Here is a 15,902-nt window from a genome sequence, read left to right on the forward strand (position 1 = left end):
CTCAGGCGCCGCGCAGTCGCTTCAGCGCCAGCTGCACCTTCGCGGTGTCGGTGGTGCCCCAGAACGGCGGTAGCGAGGCCCGCAGATAACCGGCGTAACGGGCGGTGGCCATCCGGGAGTCGAGCACCGCCACCACGCCCCGGTCGTCGTTCCCACGTAGCAGCCGGCCGGCGCCCTGGGCCAGCAGCAGAGCCGCGTGGTTGGCGGCCACCGCCATGAAGCCGTTGCCGCCGCGCGCGGTGATGGCGCGCTGCCGGGCGGTCAGCAGCGGATCATCGGGCCGCGGGAACGGGATGCGGTCGATGAGCACCAGCGACAGCGACGGTCCCGGGACATCGACGCCCTGCCACAGCGACAGCGTGCCGAATAGCGAAGTCTCGGCGTCGTCGGCGAACTGCTCGACCAGCGCGCCGGTGGTGTCGTCGCCCTGGCACAGCACCGGGGTGTCGAGGCGCTCGCGCATCGCTTCGGCCGCGGCTCGTGCCGCTCGCATCGAAGAGAACAAGCCCAGGGTTCGGCCGCCGGCCGCCGTGATCAGCGCGGTGATCTCGTCGAGTTGTTCGGCCGTGCCGGTGCCGTCGCGTCCGGGTGGCGGCAGGTGTGCCGCGATGTAGAGGATGCCCGACTTGGCGTGCGCAAACGGCGAGCCGACATCAAGGCCCCGCCAGCGCGCGGCCTGGGGGTCTTCGCCGCGCCGCAGACCCCAGTCGCCGGCCATGGCGTCGAAAGACCCGCCGACCGTCAGCGTCGCCGAGGTCAGCACCGTTGTCGCGCGGGCGAACAGTCGCTCGCGCAGCAGGCCGGCCACCGACAGCGGTGCCACCCGCAGCACGGCCCGCACCGAGCCCCGGTTGTCTTCGTGGCTGAGCCAGACCACGTCGTAGCGGTCGGGGATGGCCGGCTCGAACGAGGTCAGGATCCGGGACGCGGTGTCGGCGATCTCGGTCAGTGCGGCGACGGACTCCTTGCGCGCGGCCGCGGCCTTGGGATCGGCGGGTGCGGTGTCAATGGCTGCGCGGGCCGCCCCGGCGGCATCACGCAGGGCGGCCAGATAGGTAGCCAGCTCCTCGTCGAGGTGATCCATCCGGCCGGGGGTGCCGTCGTGGATCGCCGAGCCGAACGTCAACGATGCGGCATCGAGGCGCTGGACCAGTTCGGGGGAGACCAGCCGGCCAACACGGCGCACCGCGACGCTGAGCATGGTCGCGCTCAGCTCGGCGGTGGCCACCGAGGTCACCCGGTCGGCGAGCTCGTGCGCCTCGTCGATCACCAGCAGGCGATGCTCGGGCAACACCGTGGTGTCGGAGATGGCGTCGATGGCCAAGAGGGCATGGTTGGTGACCACGACGTCAGCATCGGACGCGACGGCGCGGGCCCGCTCGGCGAAGCAATCCGTGCCGTATTGGCAGCGCACGGCGCCCACACATTCCCGTGCCGAGACGCTGACTTGAGACCAGGACCGTTCCGGTACACCGGGTTTGAGGTCATCACGATCACCGGTGTCGGTGTCTTCAGCCCACGCGGTCAGCCGCTGCACGTCGCGGCCCAGGGCGCTTGCCGCGAACGGGTCGAACAGCTCGGCCTGCGGCTCGTCGTCGGATTCCTCGGCGATGCCGGTGTGGATCTTGTTCAGGCACAGGTAATTCCGCCGACCCTTGAGCAGTGCGAAGGTGGGTCGCCGGGGCAGCACCTTTTCCAGGGCGCCGGCCAGACGCGGCAGGTCGCGGTCGACGAGCTGGCGCTGCAGTGCGATGGTTGCAGTCGACACCACGACGGGGTTCTCGTCGGTCAACGCCCGCGCGATCGCCGGAACCAGGTAGGCCAGCGACTTGCCGGTACCGGTGCCGGCCTGCACCGCCAGATGCTCGCCGGTCTCGAAGCAGCGCGCCACCGCCTCGGCCATACGGACCTGGCCCTCGCGTTCGCTGCCGCCCAGTGCGGCTACCGCGGCGGCGAGTAGCTCGGATACGGACGGGGCAGCCATGGTGTGCACACGGTAGCCCGCTTTGCGATCTGCACGCTCATTCGTCAGGCCGTGGCGGCGGACCGAGCGACCAGATAAGTTCCATGCCCCTCGATGACCAAGCCGTCACCGCCGAATCGCAGCACCTCGTTGACGAGCCCGCCGTTCTGGTTGCGGTAGTTGATCACGATGGTGTCGATGCCCCGGTACACGTCTTCGACGACGAAATGCAGATCCGGCATGCGCTGCACCGCGCCGGACCAGTAGTGGCGCAGCGCTGCCTTGCCGTGGATCACGCCGGCCGTCTCGGGGTACATCTGGGCGGCTACCGGGGAGGTGAACAGCACGTCGTCGTGAAAGTGCGCCAGCACCGCGTCCACGTCGTGGTTATTCCAGTCCCGCGCCCATTCCTGGCTGAACGCGGTCGCGTCGATATCCATGCTTTCGGACGGTAACCGTATCGGCGTCCGCGGATCGACTGATTTTCTGGCCGAAGACCACCGGGAAACCATGGGCTATCAGTTGTTCAAGGTCAGCATCCGAAATCGGCGACCTCCTCGATCCACTGCGAGTCGACGCCGAAGTTGGCTGGCTTATTCGGCGGCAGCGGCCTGTTTGAGCGTGTCGGGGCACAATTCGCGTTGAGCGCCTTCGACTAGCTGCGGCTTGTACTGCTCCTGTACCAGCCCGAGGAACGGCAGATCGGCTGGAGTGTGGCCGGTGCGCAGCATCCGGCAAATCATGTCTCCTGCCATCAAATGGCTGGCGTCTCCGACACCCATCGGCGCATTCAATGGCACGCCGTTGTCGTGGATGTAGTTCAAGAAACTCTGGTCGTCGGCTTGGGCCACCCCGGCAGTTCCGAGCAGAAATCCCAGCGCTGTCAAACCAGTGCTCGCTGCTCGCGCAATGTTTCCCATCACGTCCCTTCCGTCATTTCACACCTGGGGCGCCCTCAATGGCTGGCCCAGTATTACCTGACCGCACGCTCTATGGCCCGCGGTTCGTGAACATTCGGGTGGTGAGCTCGACACCAACGCCCCTGGGGTGGTGGACGGGTCGCGCCGCACTTCGGCAGCGCGGTCGCCTGACGGCTGGTTCATCTAACCGTCCATCAACGTCGTACAGCACCGATGGCGCCGTCGGCCGCTACCCTGAGGCGATGAGCAGCCAGCGATTGCCGGGCGGCGCACTGCACGAACTACCGGAAGACCTTCGCGACGGACTGTTGGTCAGCCCCACCGCACGTGACGCGTGGCTGGACATAACGCCCTTGGCGCGCAACGAGTTCATCTGCTGGGTTGAGGACGCCAAGCAGCAGGCGACCCGCGAGCGCCGGATCCGCCGCACGCGCGAGGAGCTCGAAGAAGGCATGCGCCGCCCGTGCTGCTGGCCCGGGTGCAAGCACCGGGAACGCAACGGCAAATAGAACCGCGCTCACGCGCCGCCGGGCACCAGCCGCGTCGGGATCGCCGGCTCACCGTGCGCGAGTTTGAGCCCCTCCCACGGCAGGCTGTGCAGCCCGGCCACCACGCGCTCGCGCGCCGCGGCCAGCGCCGTCGCCCCGGTTTCAGTGACTACCTCGCCGCCGCGTACCAGCGAAACGGTCAATGTCCGGGCCCGCGCGTCCACCGCCGGCGGGTGCCCGGCCGGGTAGACGACCTCGTCGGTGACGATGCCGCTTTCGCGGGCGACCCGCAGCGCCTGTTTGAGTCCGCCCTGCGACTCCTTGCCGGTGCTGCGCTTGTGCACCGGTTTGCCGTCCACCTCGACCAGTTTGTAGACGAACCCGGCCGCGGGTACGCCTGAGCCGGTCACCAACGCGGTGCCGACGCCATAGCTGTCCACCGGCGCCGCCCGCAGCGCCGCGATGCCGTACTCGTCGAGGTCGCCGGAGACCACGATCTTGGTGCCGGTGGCGCCCAACCGGTCCAGCTGGTCACGGACCTGATGGGCCAGCACCGCCAACTCCCCGGAGTCGATGCGCACCGCGCCGAGGTTCGGTCCGGCCGCCGCGACGGCGTTGGCGACCCCGGTGGTGACGTCATAGGTGTCCACCAGCAGCGTGGTGTCGACGCCTTGGGCGGCGACCTGGGCGCGGAACGCCGCCACCTCGCCGTCGGCGCCGGTATGCAACAGGGTGAAGGCATGTGCGCTGGTGCCCAGCACCGGCACACCGAAGCGGCGGTGCGCCTCCAGGTTGGAGGTTCCGGCGAACCCCGCCAGGTAGGCGGCGCGGGCCGCGGCCACGGCGGCCTGCTCGTGCGTGCGGCGTGAGCCCATCTCGATCAGGGGCCGTCCGCCGGCCGCGTTGACCATGCGGGCCGCCGCCGAGGCGATCGCGGTGTCGTGATTGAAGATCGAGAGCAGCAGCGTTTCCAGCACCACACACTCAGCGAAGCTGCCCTGCACGCTGAGCACCGGCGACCCGGCGAAATACAGCTCGCCTTCGGGGTAGCCGTCGATGTCACCGCGGAACCGGAAATCCGCCAGGAAATTGACGGTCTGGCGATCCAAGAACCCCGAGAGCAGACTCAGCGCGGCGTCGTCGAAGGTGAACTCGGCCAGGGCCTGAAGAAACCGGCCGGTGCCGGCGACGACGCCGTAGCGGCGCGCCTCGGGGAGACGCCGGGTGAACATCTCAAAGCCGGCCCGTCGAGCCGCCGTGCCGTCGCGCAGCGCCGCGGCGAGCATGGTCAGCTCGTACTTGTCGGTGAGCAGTCCGCCGCGCGGGGCCGAGTGGTTCACCCGCCAACCGTATCGACTGGACTGCACCCCACCTCGGCTCGGTATCCTGACCGGTATGGCCACGTCAGCACCGACGTCCGCCCCGGTGAAACCGCAGGGCACCGGACAGCGGCACGCCGACCCGGTCGAGGAGACGGCTTCCCCCTGGGTGACCATCGTCTGGGACGACCCGGTCAACCTGATGACCTATGTGACCTACATCTTTCAGAAGCTGTTCGGCTACAGCGAGCAGCACGCCACCAAGCTGATGCTGCAGGTGCACCACGAGGGCAAGGCCGTGGTGTCGGCGGGAAGCCGTGAGTCGATGGAGGTCGACGTGTCCAAGCTGCATGCCGCCGGTTTGTGGGCGACCATGCAGCAGGACCGCTAAGACTCAACCGAAGGGAACCGGACTTCACCGTGCAGAAATGGAAGCGGGTCGAGACCGACGACGGACCCCGCTTCCGGTCTGCGCTGGCCCTTCACGAGGCCGCGCTGCTCCGGAATCTGGTCGGCTCGATCGTCGGGATACTCGACGCACGGGAGTCTGCTTCTCCGCCAGACGAACTTGAACAGATCACCGGGATACGAACCGGCAACACCCAAACACCCGAAGACGCCACGACACGCCGGCTGCTGCCGGATTTCTATCGCCCGGAAGGTGATGCGGACGGCGCCGCGGTCGACGCAGACGGCCTGAACGCGGCGCTGCGCAGTCTGCACGAACCGGGGATCATCGACGCCAAACGTGGCGCGGCACAACAAGTGCTGGCCACCGTTCCCGAACAGGGCGGCCGTTTCGAGTTGACCGAGGAGCAGGCCAACGCCTGGATTGCGGCGGTCAACGACATCCGCCTCGCGCTGGGCGCCGTGCTCAAGATCGGACCCGAGGGCCCCGATCAGGTGCCGACGGGTGATCCAATGGCTGGTCAGCTCAACGTGTATCAGTGGCTCACCGTGCTGCAGGAATTCCTGGTGGTCGCACTGATGGGAAGGCCCAGACGATGACAGGCATGGGTTCGATCACCGATGTCGCCGGCATCCGGGTGGGCCACCACCAGCGGATCGATCCGGACGCGACACTCGGCTCAGGTTGGGCCACCGGCGTCACCGTCGTGCTGGCGCCACCCGGGACGGTCGGCGCCGTCGACGGTCGCGGTGGAGCACCGGGCACTCGTGAGACCGACCTGCTGGACCCGGCCAACAGCGTGCGTTGGGTGGACGCGGTGGTGCTCTCCGGCGGCAGCGCTTACGGACTGGCGACCGCCGACGGCGTGATGACCTGGTTGGAGGAGCAGGGCCGCGGTGTGGCTCTGGACGGCGGCGTGGTGCCGATCGTGCCGGCCGCGGTGATCTTCGACCTCCCAGTCGGCGGCTGGGATCGCCGGCCCACCGCGGAATTCGGCTACGCTGCGGCGGCCACGGCCGCCGGCCCCGAGGGCCAGCAACCGGCATCGGGCAGCGTCGGCGCCGGCGCTGGGGCCCGGGCCGGGGTCTTCAAGGGCGGCGTGGGCACCGCGTCGATGACGCTGGAGCTTGGGGACGACGTGGTCACCGTGGGTGCGATGGTGGTGGTGAATCCCACCGGTGAACTCATCGATCCCACCACCGGTTTGCCCTGGTCGACCCTGCTCATAGAAGAATTCGGGCTGACGGCGCCGCCATCCGAGCAGCTGGCGATCCTCGCCGGTCTGGAACCCAAATCCGTGTCGCTCAACACCACCATCGCCGTGGTGGCCACCGACGCCGCGCTGAGCCCGGCCGGCTGCCGCCGGGTGGCGATCGCCGCGCAGGACGGGCTGGCCCGAACCATCCGGCCCTCGCACACGCCGGTGGACGGTGACACGGTGTTCGCGTTATCGACCGGGACCGTCGAGGTTCCGCCGCTGCCGGGAACACCGGCCGCGATGTCCCCGGAGACGGGCCTGGTCGCCGAGGTCGGTGCCGCCGCGGCGGACTGTCTGGCCCGGGCAGTGCTGTGGGGGTTGTTGTGTGCTGATCCGGTGGCCGGAATCCCGACCTACCGCGGCACCGTGCCGGGCGCATTCGCCGAGCGGCCCGGCGACCGGTCGGGAAGGCCCTGAGGTGGGCGACGCTCCCCGCGGCGGAACCGCACCCGCAGCGCGGCCCGAGGAGAAGTCTGCTTGGCGCACCGGCGGGGCCACCATCATCGCGTTCGTCGGACTGCTCTACCTGATCGAAGCCGTGGATCAGGTCGGCGGCCACCAGCTAGACCGCAACGGCATCCGGCCGCTGGAGACCGACGGCCTGTGGGGGGTGCTGTTCGCCCCGCTGCTGCACGCGAACTGGGCGCACCTGCTGGCCAACACCGGACCCGCGCTGGTGCTGGGCTTCTTGTTGACGTTGACCGGGCTGTCCCGGTTTGTGCTGGCCACCGCGATCGTGTGGATCGTCGGCGGCCTGGGGACCTGGCTGATCGGCAACGTCGGATCGTCGTGCGGGCCGACGGACCACATCGGTGCCTCCGGCCTGATCTTCGGCTGGCTGGCCTTCTTGGTGGTGTTCGGGTGGTTCACCCGCCGCATCTGGCAGATCCTGGTGGGGGTCGTGGTGCTGTTCCTCTACGGCGGAGTTCTGTGGGGAGCGGTTCCGGTGCTGAACGTGTGCGGTGGCGTGTCCTGGCAGGGCCACCTGTGCGGTGCGCTGGCTGGGGTGTTGGCCGCCTATTGGCTGGCGGCTCCCGAACGTAAGACCCGGAAACTTCGACGGGGGGCGGCTGCGTGAGCCCGATCGGAATCTTCGACTCCGGCGTCGGCGGGCTGACCGTGGCCCGATCGATCATCGACCAGTTGCCCGACGAGGACATCATCTACGTCGGCGACACCGGCAACGGCCCCTACGGCCCACTGAGCATCCCCGAGGTCCGGGCGCACGCCCTGGCCATCGGCGACGACCTGGTTGCGCGGGGAATCAAGGCGTTGGTGATCGCCTGCAACACCGCGTCGGCGGCATGCCTGCGCGACGCGCGGGAACGCTACGACGTGCCGGTCATCGAGGTGATCCTGCCCGCGGTGCGCCGGGCAGTAGCAACCACCCGCAACGGCCGCATCGGGGTGATCGGGACGCAGGCGACCATCGCCAGTCACGCCTACCAGGATGCGTTCGCCGCGGCCCGTGACACCGAGATCACCGCGGTGGCCTGCCCGCGCTTTGTCGACTTCGTCGAGCGCGGTATCACCAGTGGACGGCAGGTGTTGGGGCTGGCCGAGGGCTACCTGGAGCCGCTGCAACGCGCCGGGGTCGACACCCTGGTGCTCGGCTGCACGCACTACCCGCTGTTGTCCGGATTGATCCAGCTCGCGATTGGTGAGCAGGTGACGCTGGTGTCCAGCGCCGAAGAGACCGCCAAGGAGCTGCTGCGGGTGCTCACCGAGCGCGACTTGCTGCGTCCGCATGAGGCGGCCCCGGCAACGCGGGTCTTCGAGGCCACCGGTGACCCGGAGGCGTTTGCTGACCTGGCTACCCGATTTTTGGGACCGGCTATCACCGGCGTCGGAGCCGTCCACCGCCACGCCCCGCTGCACTAGCCGGTGATTTCGATGACGAATAGTGAGCAAAGCGCCGGTGTCTTCATCATGCTTGCGGCGAACATGGCACAGTAGGGAACGTGCGACTGACCGTGCTGGGCTGCTCCGGCAGTGTGGTGGGTCCGGACTCGCCGGCATCGGGATACCTGTTGCAGGCGCCGGACTCGCCGCCGCTGGTAATCGACTTCGGAGGTGGGGTCCTCGGCGCCCTGCAACGCCATGTCGATCCGGGGTCGGTGCATGTGCTGTTGTCGCACTTGCATGCCGACCACTGCCTGGATCTGCCCGGGCTGTTCGTCTGGCGTCGCTACCACCCGTCGGTGGCGATCAAGCCGTTCGACAAGGGCCTGCTCTACGGTCCCAGTGACACCTGGTCGCGGATGGGCGCGGCGTCCTCGCCCTACGGCGGCGAGATCGACGACATCACCGACATCTTCGACGTCCGCGCCTGGGTGGACGGTGAGCCGGTCACGTTCGGTGAACTCAGTGTGCAGCCCGGACTGGTGTCCCATCCGACCGAGTCCTACGGGATGCGGATCACCGATCCGTCCGGCGCATTGCTGGTCTACAGCGCCGACACCGGCTACTGCGATGCGGTGATCGAGTTGGCGCGCGGCGCCGATGTGTTCTTGTGCGAGGCGTCGTGGACCCATGAGGCCAACCGCCCCCCCAACCTGCACCTGTCGGGTACCGAGGCCGGGCGCATCGCCGCGGCCGCGGGTGTCGGACAACTGCTGCTGACCCACATCCCGCCCTGGACCTCGCGTGAGGACGTGATCGGGGAGGCCAAGGCGGAGTTCGACGGTCCGGTGCACGCCGTGGTGTGCGACGAGTCGTTCGACATCAAGCGCTCCTGACACAGCACTTCGCACCCCCGGTTAGGGTTATCGGCGTGTCCAAACGAGAAGACGGTCGCCTCGACGACGAGCTGCGCCCGGTTGTCATCACCCGCGGCTTCACCGCCAACCCGGCCGGATCGGTTCTGGTCGAATTCGGCAACACTCGGGTCATGTGCACGGCCAGCGTCACCGAAGGCGTTCCGCGCTGGCGCAAAGGCTCCGGTCGCGGTTGGCTGACCGCCGAGTACGCCATGCTGCCGGCCGCCACCCACACCCGCTCGGACCGCGAATCGGTCAAGGGCCGCGTCGGCGGGCGCACCCAGGAGATCAGCCGGCTGGTGGGTCGCTCGCTGCGCGCCTGCATCGACCTGGCCGCGCTGGGGGAGAACACGATCGCGATCGACTGCGACGTACTGCAGGCGGACGGCGGTACCCGCACCGCGGCGATCACCGGTGCGTATGTGGCGCTCGCCGATGCGGTCACCTACCTGTCGGCCGCCGGCAAGTTGTCGGACCCCCGCCCGCTCTCGTGCGCGATCTCAGCCGTCAGCGTTGGCGTGGTTGACGGCCGGGTCCGCGTCGACCTCCCCTATGAGGAGGACTCGCGTGCCGAGGTCGACATGAACGTGGTCGCCACCGACACCGGAACACTGGTGGAGATCCAAGGCACCGGTGAGGGGGCGACGTTCCCGCGCTCGACCTTGGACAAGATGCTCGACGCGGCGCTGGCCGCCTGCGAGAAGCTGTTCGTGGCCCAGCGCGAAGCGCTGGCACTGCCGTATCCCGGGGTGCTGCCGGACGGGCCGGCAGCGAAGAAGGCGTTCGGCAGCTGACCGCGGCGGTGACGCAACTGTTGGTGGCCAGTCGCAATCGCAAGAAGCTGGCCGAGCTGAGCCGCGTGCTGGAGCACGCCGGAATCTCGGGTGTGCAGCTGGTGTCGCTCGATGAGGTGGCGCCGTATCCCGAAGCGCCGGAAACCGCGGCGACGTTCGAAGGCAACGCCCTGGCCAAAGCGCGTGACGGCTATGCGGCGACCGGGTTGCCTTGTGTCGCAGATGATTCAGGTCTGACTGTCGAGGCACTCAATGGCATGCCGGGGGTGTTGTCGGCCCGGTGGTCGGGCAGTCACGGCGACGACGCGGCCAACACCGCGCTATTGCTGAGGCAGCTGCGTGACGTGCCCGACGAGCGGCGCGGCGCGGCGTTCGTCTCCGCGTGCGCGCTGGTATGGGGCAACGGAACCGAGCACCAGGTGGTGGTGCGCGGCGAGTGGGCCGGCAGCATCGCTCGAGAACCGCACGGCGACGGCGGATTCGGCTACGACCCGGTTTTTGTGCCGGCGGGCACCGACCGCACCGCCGCGCAGTTGAGCCCGGCCGAAAAGGACGCCGCATCGCACCGCGGTCGTGCGCTGGAGTTGCTGCTGCCGGCGCTGCGCTCGCTGACGTAAGGACGCCGCGGGGGCCTCAGAGGTTGAACTGGGCCTTGATGTTTCGGGACTGGAAGTGCTCGACGATGATGCCGAGCAGGGGAATAGTGCCGGACAGCAGCACCCCTACGGTCTTGCCGAGCGGCCAGCGGACCTTGACCGCCAGGTTGAATGCGGCCAGCAGGTAGGCGAAGTACACCCAGCCGTGCACCACGGCGATCCAGGTCGGCGGGTTGTCCACCTTGACCACGTAGCGCATCACGATCTCGTAGCACAGCGCGATCAGCCAGATACCCGTTGCCCACGCCATCACCCGGTAGGGCAGCAGCGCGCTGCGGATCTTCTCGGCGGGAGCGGCCTGGGCGGGTGACTCGGTCATGCGGTGTTCCTGTTCTGTCGGTCGTTCTCGGAGAGCTCGGCCAAATAGGCGTTGTACTCCCGCATCGCGGGGTCATCGGTGGGGGCGGCCGCAGCGGGGCGCTCCGGCAACAGTCCAGCGGGTATCTCGGTCACCGTGTCTTCGGGGTGCAGCTCGGGCGGCTCTTCTTCGAACCGGACGAACTTGCGGTAGGCGTACACGCAGAACCAGGCGAACAGCGGCCACTGCAGCGCGTAGCCGAGATTCTGGAAGGTGCCGTTGACCTCTTGGAACCGGCTCCACTGCCACCAGCCCAGCCCCAGGCACGCGCTGGTGGCGACGATCACCAGCACAACCAGTGCAGGTCTCCGACGCCGTGTAGTGGACACCCCTTGACGGTACCGCGCGACCTGGCGCGATGACCGCGCGGAAGGGGTTCGCGTTGTGAGATGCGGCGGACTGGACGCTACGATGACTGCGTTTGCGGGCGTGGCGAAATGGCAGACGCGCCGGCTTTAGGTGCCGGTGCTCGAAAGAGCGTGTGGGTTCGAGTCCCTCCGCCCGCACAAATGTGAACCGGGCTGGGTGATACCTCAGCCCTTAGAACCCGAAGCCGTCCCACATGCTCGACAGTGACGTCCAGAAGTCGGTGAGGTCTCCCGACAGGCTCCCGGTCGGATCGGCGACGCCGAGCAGGTCGGGCCAGATTTGCAGCGGGTTCAATCCACCCAACTCGCTGGGCACGGTGGGAACGTCGACGCCACTGTCGGGGCCTCCGGTCCCGGCCCAGGGGCCCAGGTATCCCGGGTCGGTCATCAGCCCGGAGTTGACGAGGAGCTCGGTCAGGCTGGGGTTGATGCCGTTGAGGTAACTAGCGATCGCATCTTCGGTGGCCGGGTCGAATGTGAACGTCCCGGTTTGCAGACCCGCGATAGTGGCGTCGATCTGTTCGGCTGTCGGGCCGTTCGCCAGGCCTGCACTGTTGAGGCTGAGCCATTCGCCGATGAGGGGATTGGCCGGGCCCATGTTCTGGATCATCTGCACCAGGTCTGCCGTGGTGAGGCCCAATGGCGGGGCGAACGGCGGCTGGTCACACAGCGCTGCGCACAGGGGGCTCCCCGGGGACGATGGGTTGAAGTCCACGATTGCGCCGGCGGTCACCGCCTTCAGAGCCTGGGACACGTCGTCCGGGCTGACAAGCTGGAAGCCGTTCAGGTTGACCGGTGCCTCCAGGCTCTGGAACCACTGTTCGAACGGCCCGACCGGATTGAGTTGGAAGTTGACGCCTTCCCAGGGCATCAGGTTCTCACCGTCGGGTCCGGAAATCGTGCCGGGGAAACCGAAGCCCGGTTGAGCCTCGCTGCCTGGTACCGCGTCTGGCGGGGCGCCCAGAACCGAACCGCCCGGGCCGAGCCCTGTGGACGGGTCCGCGATTCCAGCTGCGGTCGGGTTGGCGACCTCGGCAGGTGAACTGGGGAACTGATACCCGGTAAATAGGTCCTGCAACGGCACCTGCAACCAGTGACTGAACAGTCCCAATTGGTTGTCGGCGTTGGGAAAGTTGGTGAACACCTTCTCGAAGTCGATCAACTTGTCGATTCCGGTGATTCCGGTGACCGGGTCCGTGGGCACCATCGGGGCGCATTGGACGGCATCGCACGAGGCGCTGACCGGCAGCTCAGCCGCTGCCAGCATGGCGAGCTGCTGACCCAGGCCCGCGGTTCCGTTCGCCAGCAATGTCGGGTCGATCTCCGGCTGGTCGACGCCGGAGACCTGCGGGGCGAACGGAAACAAGAAATCGGCGATGGCCATGAAGTGCCCCGGGTCGCCGGGATCCTCACCCCACAGATTCGTGGCGCTCGGGGTCCACCAGGTGCCAGTCCAGAAAAGGGAATCTGCCAGCACATTGGTGGCGGCGACTTCGTTGGCCGGAACGTTGACGATGTCTTGGAAGAAATTGAAGGGGACGTTGAGCAGCGAGTCGCCGGCCAGCAGGCGCACCGCCCGGTCGACAAATGAAGCCCCCGTCGACCATGGCTTGACCGGTGCGACCGTGGCGGCGACTACGGCGCTTACCGCGGCTAACACCAAGCCTGTCCGCGCAGGCCTATGACGCTGCACTGCGTTGACCATGTCTTCCCCCGATACGACCACGCAGCCGGGCGATGCCGCAACGACAGAGCGGCCGGCCGAAAACGTGAGGGGAACGATAGACCGGATTTCTAATAGGTCCATCCCGTCCAGCTAATAAATTCCCCGCCGTGGATTGTGTTGCGTCGCTGCGGACAAAGATGCCCTATAAGCAGGTATTTTACGGGTCCGTAAGGCAGGGGGCGGTGCTGCGAACAGCGGACTGCCAGCGCCCTTCCAGCTAACTCGCGGACGCAAGCGCTGAAGTCAACGACAAAGGTCGGTTTATCGGCTGCTCGACTTCGCCCCTCCGGCACTCCCGCCGGTGTCAGAATGATCGATGTAGTCGTCCGTGGATTGGTGCAACGCGATGAAGATGTGGGTGGCTAGCGCGTTCAGCGTGGCGATGGTCGGTGCCGGACTTCTTGCCCCGATGCCGGTGGCGGCGGCGCAACCCGATGAGGACCAGGTGTTCTTCGACGACCTGCAGCAACAGGGGCTGCACCCCGACTATGACAAGCAGATTTGCGGAAGCGTCAAGTGCGAGCCGCTGCGCAGTCTGATGGTGCAGGAGGGCCACGCGGTCTGCGTGGCGCTGAGCGATTCGCCCCGGTTGGTGCCGGTCTCGGTCATCGCGAATCTGGAAGTGACACCCGGCGAAGCGCACGCCATCATCAACGCGTCGCGGCACGCCTACTGCCCGCAGCTGCCGGATCCGTACTTGCATGTACCGGGGCGCTGAACGGCCTAGTGCTCGGACACGGCCACGGGTATGGGTGTTTCGCCGAATGTTTCGGAGTCGCGGGCTTTTCGTGCGTAGATCACCACGCCGACGGCGGCCACCGCCCAGACGATGTATTGCATGGTCCAGGCCAGCCGGAACGCTTCGAATGAATAGCCGCCGGTCATTGCGATAACCACCCCCATCGCTTGCATGATGACCAGGGTGGCGATGAAGCCGCCGGTGTTGACCATGCCTTGCGCGGTACCCAACGCCGCCGGCGGGTTGTAGGTCCGGGCGAAGTCAAAGGCCAGCATCGACACCGGCTGACCCGCCGAGATCACCAGGATCAGCACCACCAACAACCAATGGGGCGCGGGGTGCGGCAGCGCCAACAGCACCGTCCAGGTCAACGCGATCAGTGTCATCATGGTCAGCGCCACGCGTGACCGGTGCTCCGGCCAACGTCCGGAGATGGTTCCGACCAGCAGTCCCACCACGATGAAGGGCAGCACCGACAGCGTCAGCGCCGCACCCGCCATGCCGCGCGAAAGACCTTGCGCGGTAGTCAGGTATGGCACCCCCCACATCAGAGCGAACACGCCGGGGGAGAACGCGTTGCCCATGTGGGTGAAGAAACCCGCCTTGGTCCCTGGCCGCGACCACACCGTTTTGATCTCACCGAACGCGTCGCCAAAGCTCCTCGCGTGCATGGCGGCAGGCGTCCCCGGCGGGGCGTCGCGGGTGACGGCGAGTGTCAGCATGCCTGCGAACAGGCCCAGCCCGGCGGCCGAGAGGTAGGCGGCCGTCCAGCCGCCGTGCAGCAGGATTGCCAGGAACGGCACCGCCGAGAGGAACTGGCCGAACTGGCCGCAGATGCCGGTCAGCTGGGTGAGTAGCGGAACGCGCTTGGGTGCAAACCAATTGGGCAGCAGTCGGATGACCGAGATGAAGATGAACGAGTCACCCAGGCCGATGACGCCGTACGCACCGACCGCGGTGGGCAGCGAATGGGTCAGCGACAGCGTCAGTTGGGCGGCGGAGAGCACGAGGACGCCGGTGGCGATCATCACCCGGGGACCGAAGCGGTCCAGCAGCACTCCGGCCGGAATCTGCATGGCGGCGTAGACGATCAACTGCACGATGACGAACGACGACAGCGTGCTCGGGCCGGCGTGGAAGCGATCGGCGGCGTCAAGGCCCGAGACCCCGAAGGTGGTTCGGTCCAGCACGGCCACCAAATAGGACAGCAGGCCGGTGCCCCACACGATCCAGGGACGCAATTCGGGCCTACCTTGTCTGTCTATTGCGGGACACGGGCTATGGTCGCACACGATTTCGGCGCGGTTTTCGGCGGTGACCGGCCAAAACCGTGCCAACGACTGTCTTAGTCTGTGTCGCGTGACGGTTTCACGGCGTGACGTGTTCAAACTCGCCGCGGCGGTGCCTGCCGCGGCTGGCCTCGGTGCCGGCGTTTCGGCGCTGCTCGCCGTGGCCGCCGAGGCGGCGCCGCTGGGCATTCTGCTGGACTATTCGGCCGGGATCTTGTCGGCCGGCGCGATCAAGGCGTCCGGTGCGGCCGGTGCTATCCGCTACGTATCGGACCGTCGACCGGGCGCGGACTGGATGCTCGGCAAGCCGATGCAGTTGGCCGAGGCGCGTGACTTGCAGGAGAGCGGTCTCACGATCGTGTCCTGCTACCAGTTCGGAAAGCAGGCGACCGCAGACTGGCTGGGCGGCCAGGACGCCGGCGTGGACCACGCCAACCGTGGCGCACAGCTGCATACTGCGGCCGGCGGCCCGGACAGTGCTCCGATCTACGCCTCGATCGATGACAACCCGTCCTACGGGCAGTACAAGGATCAGGTTGCTCCCTATCTACGGGGATGGCAGTCGGTGATCGGGCCGGAGCGCACCGGCGTCTACGCCAACTCCAAGACCATCGAGTGGGCGCTGCAGGACGGTCTGGGCTCGTGCTTCTGGCAACACAACTTCGGCTCACCCGGCGGTGTCGCCCATCCGGCGGCCAACTTGCATCAGGTGGAGATCGATCGGCGCACGGTCGGCGGCGTCGGTGTGGACATTAACCAGATCCTGGCGCCCCAGTTCGGTCAGTGGGCCTGACGAAGCCCCGGTCCACCGCCTGTCCAGCAAACTAGCTCAAGATCGGGCTGTGCGGGGCTGGGA

At 67.6% G+C, this 15,902-nt stretch carries 19 protein-coding genes and 1 tRNA gene; 12 read left to right on the top strand and 8 right to left on the bottom strand.

Features of this window, described 5'->3' with window-relative positions:
- Position 1: 1 nt before the first annotated feature.
- From RCP37_RS06690 to RCP37_RS06700, 3 genes are all read right to left on the bottom strand, one after another.
- Positions 2-1,984 carry an ATP-dependent DNA helicase gene (locus RCP37_RS06690; RefSeq protein ID WP_308486150.1) on the bottom strand — a complete coding sequence of 661 codons (1,983 nt, stop codon included), beginning with the start codon at positions 1,982-1,984 and terminating at the stop codon, positions 2-4.
- A 44-nt stretch (positions 1,985-2,028) separates the two neighbouring features.
- The gene (locus tag RCP37_RS06695) at positions 2,029-2,403 is read right to left on the bottom strand and encodes a nuclear transport factor 2 family protein (protein WP_308486151.1); all 375 of its coding nucleotides are present in this window, start codon (positions 2,401-2,403) and stop codon (positions 2,029-2,031) included.
- Between the two features lie 153 nt (positions 2,404-2,556).
- Positions 2,557-2,814, bottom strand: a complete 258-nt coding sequence (locus RCP37_RS06700; protein ID WP_308486152.1) for a DUF732 domain-containing protein — start codon at positions 2,812-2,814, stop codon at positions 2,557-2,559.
- A gap of 311 nt (positions 2,815-3,125) precedes the next feature.
- Between RCP37_RS06700 and RCP37_RS06705 the strand changes: the two genes are divergently transcribed.
- Entirely contained in the window at positions 3,126-3,392 is a 267-nt protein-coding gene (locus RCP37_RS06705; RefSeq protein ID WP_308486153.1) for a YdeI/OmpD-associated family protein, read from the top strand.
- 8 nt (positions 3,393-3,400) lie between these two features.
- Here the strand turns inward: RCP37_RS06705 and RCP37_RS06710 are convergent, their stop codons facing one another.
- Entirely contained in the window at positions 3,401-4,711 is a 1,311-nt protein-coding gene (locus RCP37_RS06710; protein ID WP_308486154.1) for a nicotinate phosphoribosyltransferase, read from the bottom strand.
- A gap of 55 nt (positions 4,712-4,766) precedes the next feature.
- On the opposite strand from RCP37_RS06710, the gene clpS reads away from it, so the two are divergent.
- The 8 genes from clpS to rdgB all read left to right on the top strand — a co-directional run bounded on the left by clpS (position 4,767) and on the right by rdgB (position 10,527).
- Positions 4,767-5,081 (top strand): ATP-dependent Clp protease adapter ClpS, encoded by a 315-nt coding sequence (gene clpS, locus RCP37_RS06715; RefSeq protein ID WP_065039540.1) that lies wholly within the window; start codon positions 4,767-4,769, stop codon positions 5,079-5,081.
- Positions 5,082-5,110: 29 nt separating this feature from the next.
- The gene (aosR, locus tag RCP37_RS06720; protein ID WP_224975931.1) at positions 5,111-5,698 is read left to right on the top strand and encodes an oxidative stress transcriptional regulator AosR; all 588 of its coding nucleotides are present in this window, start codon (positions 5,111-5,113) and stop codon (positions 5,696-5,698) included.
- Between the two features lie 5 nt (positions 5,699-5,703).
- Positions 5,704-6,774, top strand: a complete 1,071-nt coding sequence (locus RCP37_RS06725) for a P1 family peptidase (RefSeq protein WP_308486972.1) — start codon at positions 5,704-5,706, stop codon at positions 6,772-6,774.
- 1 nt (position 6,775) lies between these two features.
- Positions 6,776-7,435: a rhomboid family intramembrane serine protease gene (locus RCP37_RS06730; RefSeq protein WP_308486155.1), complete on the top strand. Its 660-nt coding sequence runs from the start codon at positions 6,776-6,778 to the stop codon at positions 7,433-7,435.
- Complete coding sequence (gene murI, locus RCP37_RS06735) at positions 7,432-8,238, top strand: glutamate racemase (RefSeq protein ID WP_308486156.1); 807 nt, start codon at positions 7,432-7,434, stop codon at positions 8,236-8,238. Before RCP37_RS06730 ends, murI begins: the two co-directional genes overlap by 4 nt.
- Before the next feature lie 80 nt (positions 8,239-8,318).
- The gene (locus RCP37_RS06740; protein WP_308486157.1) at positions 8,319-9,095 is read left to right on the top strand and encodes a cyclic nucleotide-degrading phosphodiesterase; all 777 of its coding nucleotides are present in this window, start codon (positions 8,319-8,321) and stop codon (positions 9,093-9,095) included.
- Between the two features lie 35 nt (positions 9,096-9,130).
- Positions 9,131-9,910: a ribonuclease PH gene (gene rph / locus RCP37_RS06745; protein ID WP_308486158.1), complete on the top strand. Its 780-nt coding sequence runs from the start codon at positions 9,131-9,133 to the stop codon at positions 9,908-9,910.
- Complete coding sequence (gene rdgB, locus RCP37_RS06750; RefSeq protein WP_308486973.1) at positions 9,907-10,527, top strand: RdgB/HAM1 family non-canonical purine NTP pyrophosphatase; 621 nt, start codon at positions 9,907-9,909, stop codon at positions 10,525-10,527. Before rph ends, rdgB begins: the two co-directional genes overlap by 4 nt.
- A gap of 16 nt (positions 10,528-10,543) precedes the next feature.
- On the opposite strand, the gene RCP37_RS06755 is transcribed toward rdgB, so the two are convergent.
- Both RCP37_RS06755 and RCP37_RS06760 read right to left on the bottom strand, forming a co-directional pair.
- Positions 10,544-10,885 carry a DUF3817 domain-containing protein gene (locus RCP37_RS06755; RefSeq protein WP_308486159.1) on the bottom strand — a complete coding sequence of 114 codons (342 nt, stop codon included), beginning with the start codon at positions 10,883-10,885 and terminating at the stop codon, positions 10,544-10,546.
- Positions 10,882-11,253, bottom strand: coding sequence for a hypothetical protein (locus RCP37_RS06760; RefSeq protein WP_308486160.1), 372 nt, complete (start codon positions 11,251-11,253; stop codon positions 10,882-10,884). Before RCP37_RS06760 ends, RCP37_RS06755 begins: the two co-directional genes overlap by 4 nt.
- Positions 11,254-11,347: 94 nt before the next feature.
- Here RCP37_RS06760 and RCP37_RS06765 point away from each other — a divergent pair.
- A tRNA-Leu gene (locus RCP37_RS06765) sits at positions 11,348-11,430 on the top strand.
- Between the two features lie 34 nt (positions 11,431-11,464).
- Here RCP37_RS06765 and RCP37_RS06770 read toward each other — a convergent pair.
- Entirely contained in the window at positions 11,465-12,952 is a 1,488-nt protein-coding gene (locus RCP37_RS06770; protein WP_308486161.1) for a hypothetical protein, read from the bottom strand.
- Between the two features lie 412 nt (positions 12,953-13,364).
- On the opposite strand from RCP37_RS06770, the gene RCP37_RS06775 reads away from it, so the two are divergent.
- Positions 13,365-13,736, top strand: a complete 372-nt coding sequence (locus RCP37_RS06775) for a DUF732 domain-containing protein (protein ID WP_308486162.1) — start codon at positions 13,365-13,367, stop codon at positions 13,734-13,736.
- Between the two features lie 5 nt (positions 13,737-13,741).
- Here RCP37_RS06775 and RCP37_RS06780 read toward each other — a convergent pair whose 3' ends face one another.
- A complete protein-coding gene (locus RCP37_RS06780; protein WP_308486163.1) occupies positions 13,742-14,998 on the bottom strand; it encodes an MFS transporter in 1,257 nt (418 codons plus the stop codon).
- Positions 14,999-15,116: 118 nt separating this feature from the next.
- Between RCP37_RS06780 and RCP37_RS06785 the strand changes: the two genes are divergently transcribed.
- The gene (locus tag RCP37_RS06785) at positions 15,117-15,839 is read left to right on the top strand and encodes a DUF1906 domain-containing protein (RefSeq protein ID WP_308486164.1); all 723 of its coding nucleotides are present in this window, start codon (positions 15,117-15,119) and stop codon (positions 15,837-15,839) included.
- The last annotated feature ends 63 nt before the right edge of the window (positions 15,840-15,902 follow it).

Source organism: Mycolicibacter sp. MU0102 (genome assembly GCF_963378105.1).
Classification (GTDB): domain Bacteria; phylum Actinomycetota; class Actinomycetes; order Mycobacteriales; family Mycobacteriaceae; genus Mycobacterium; species Mycobacterium holstebronense.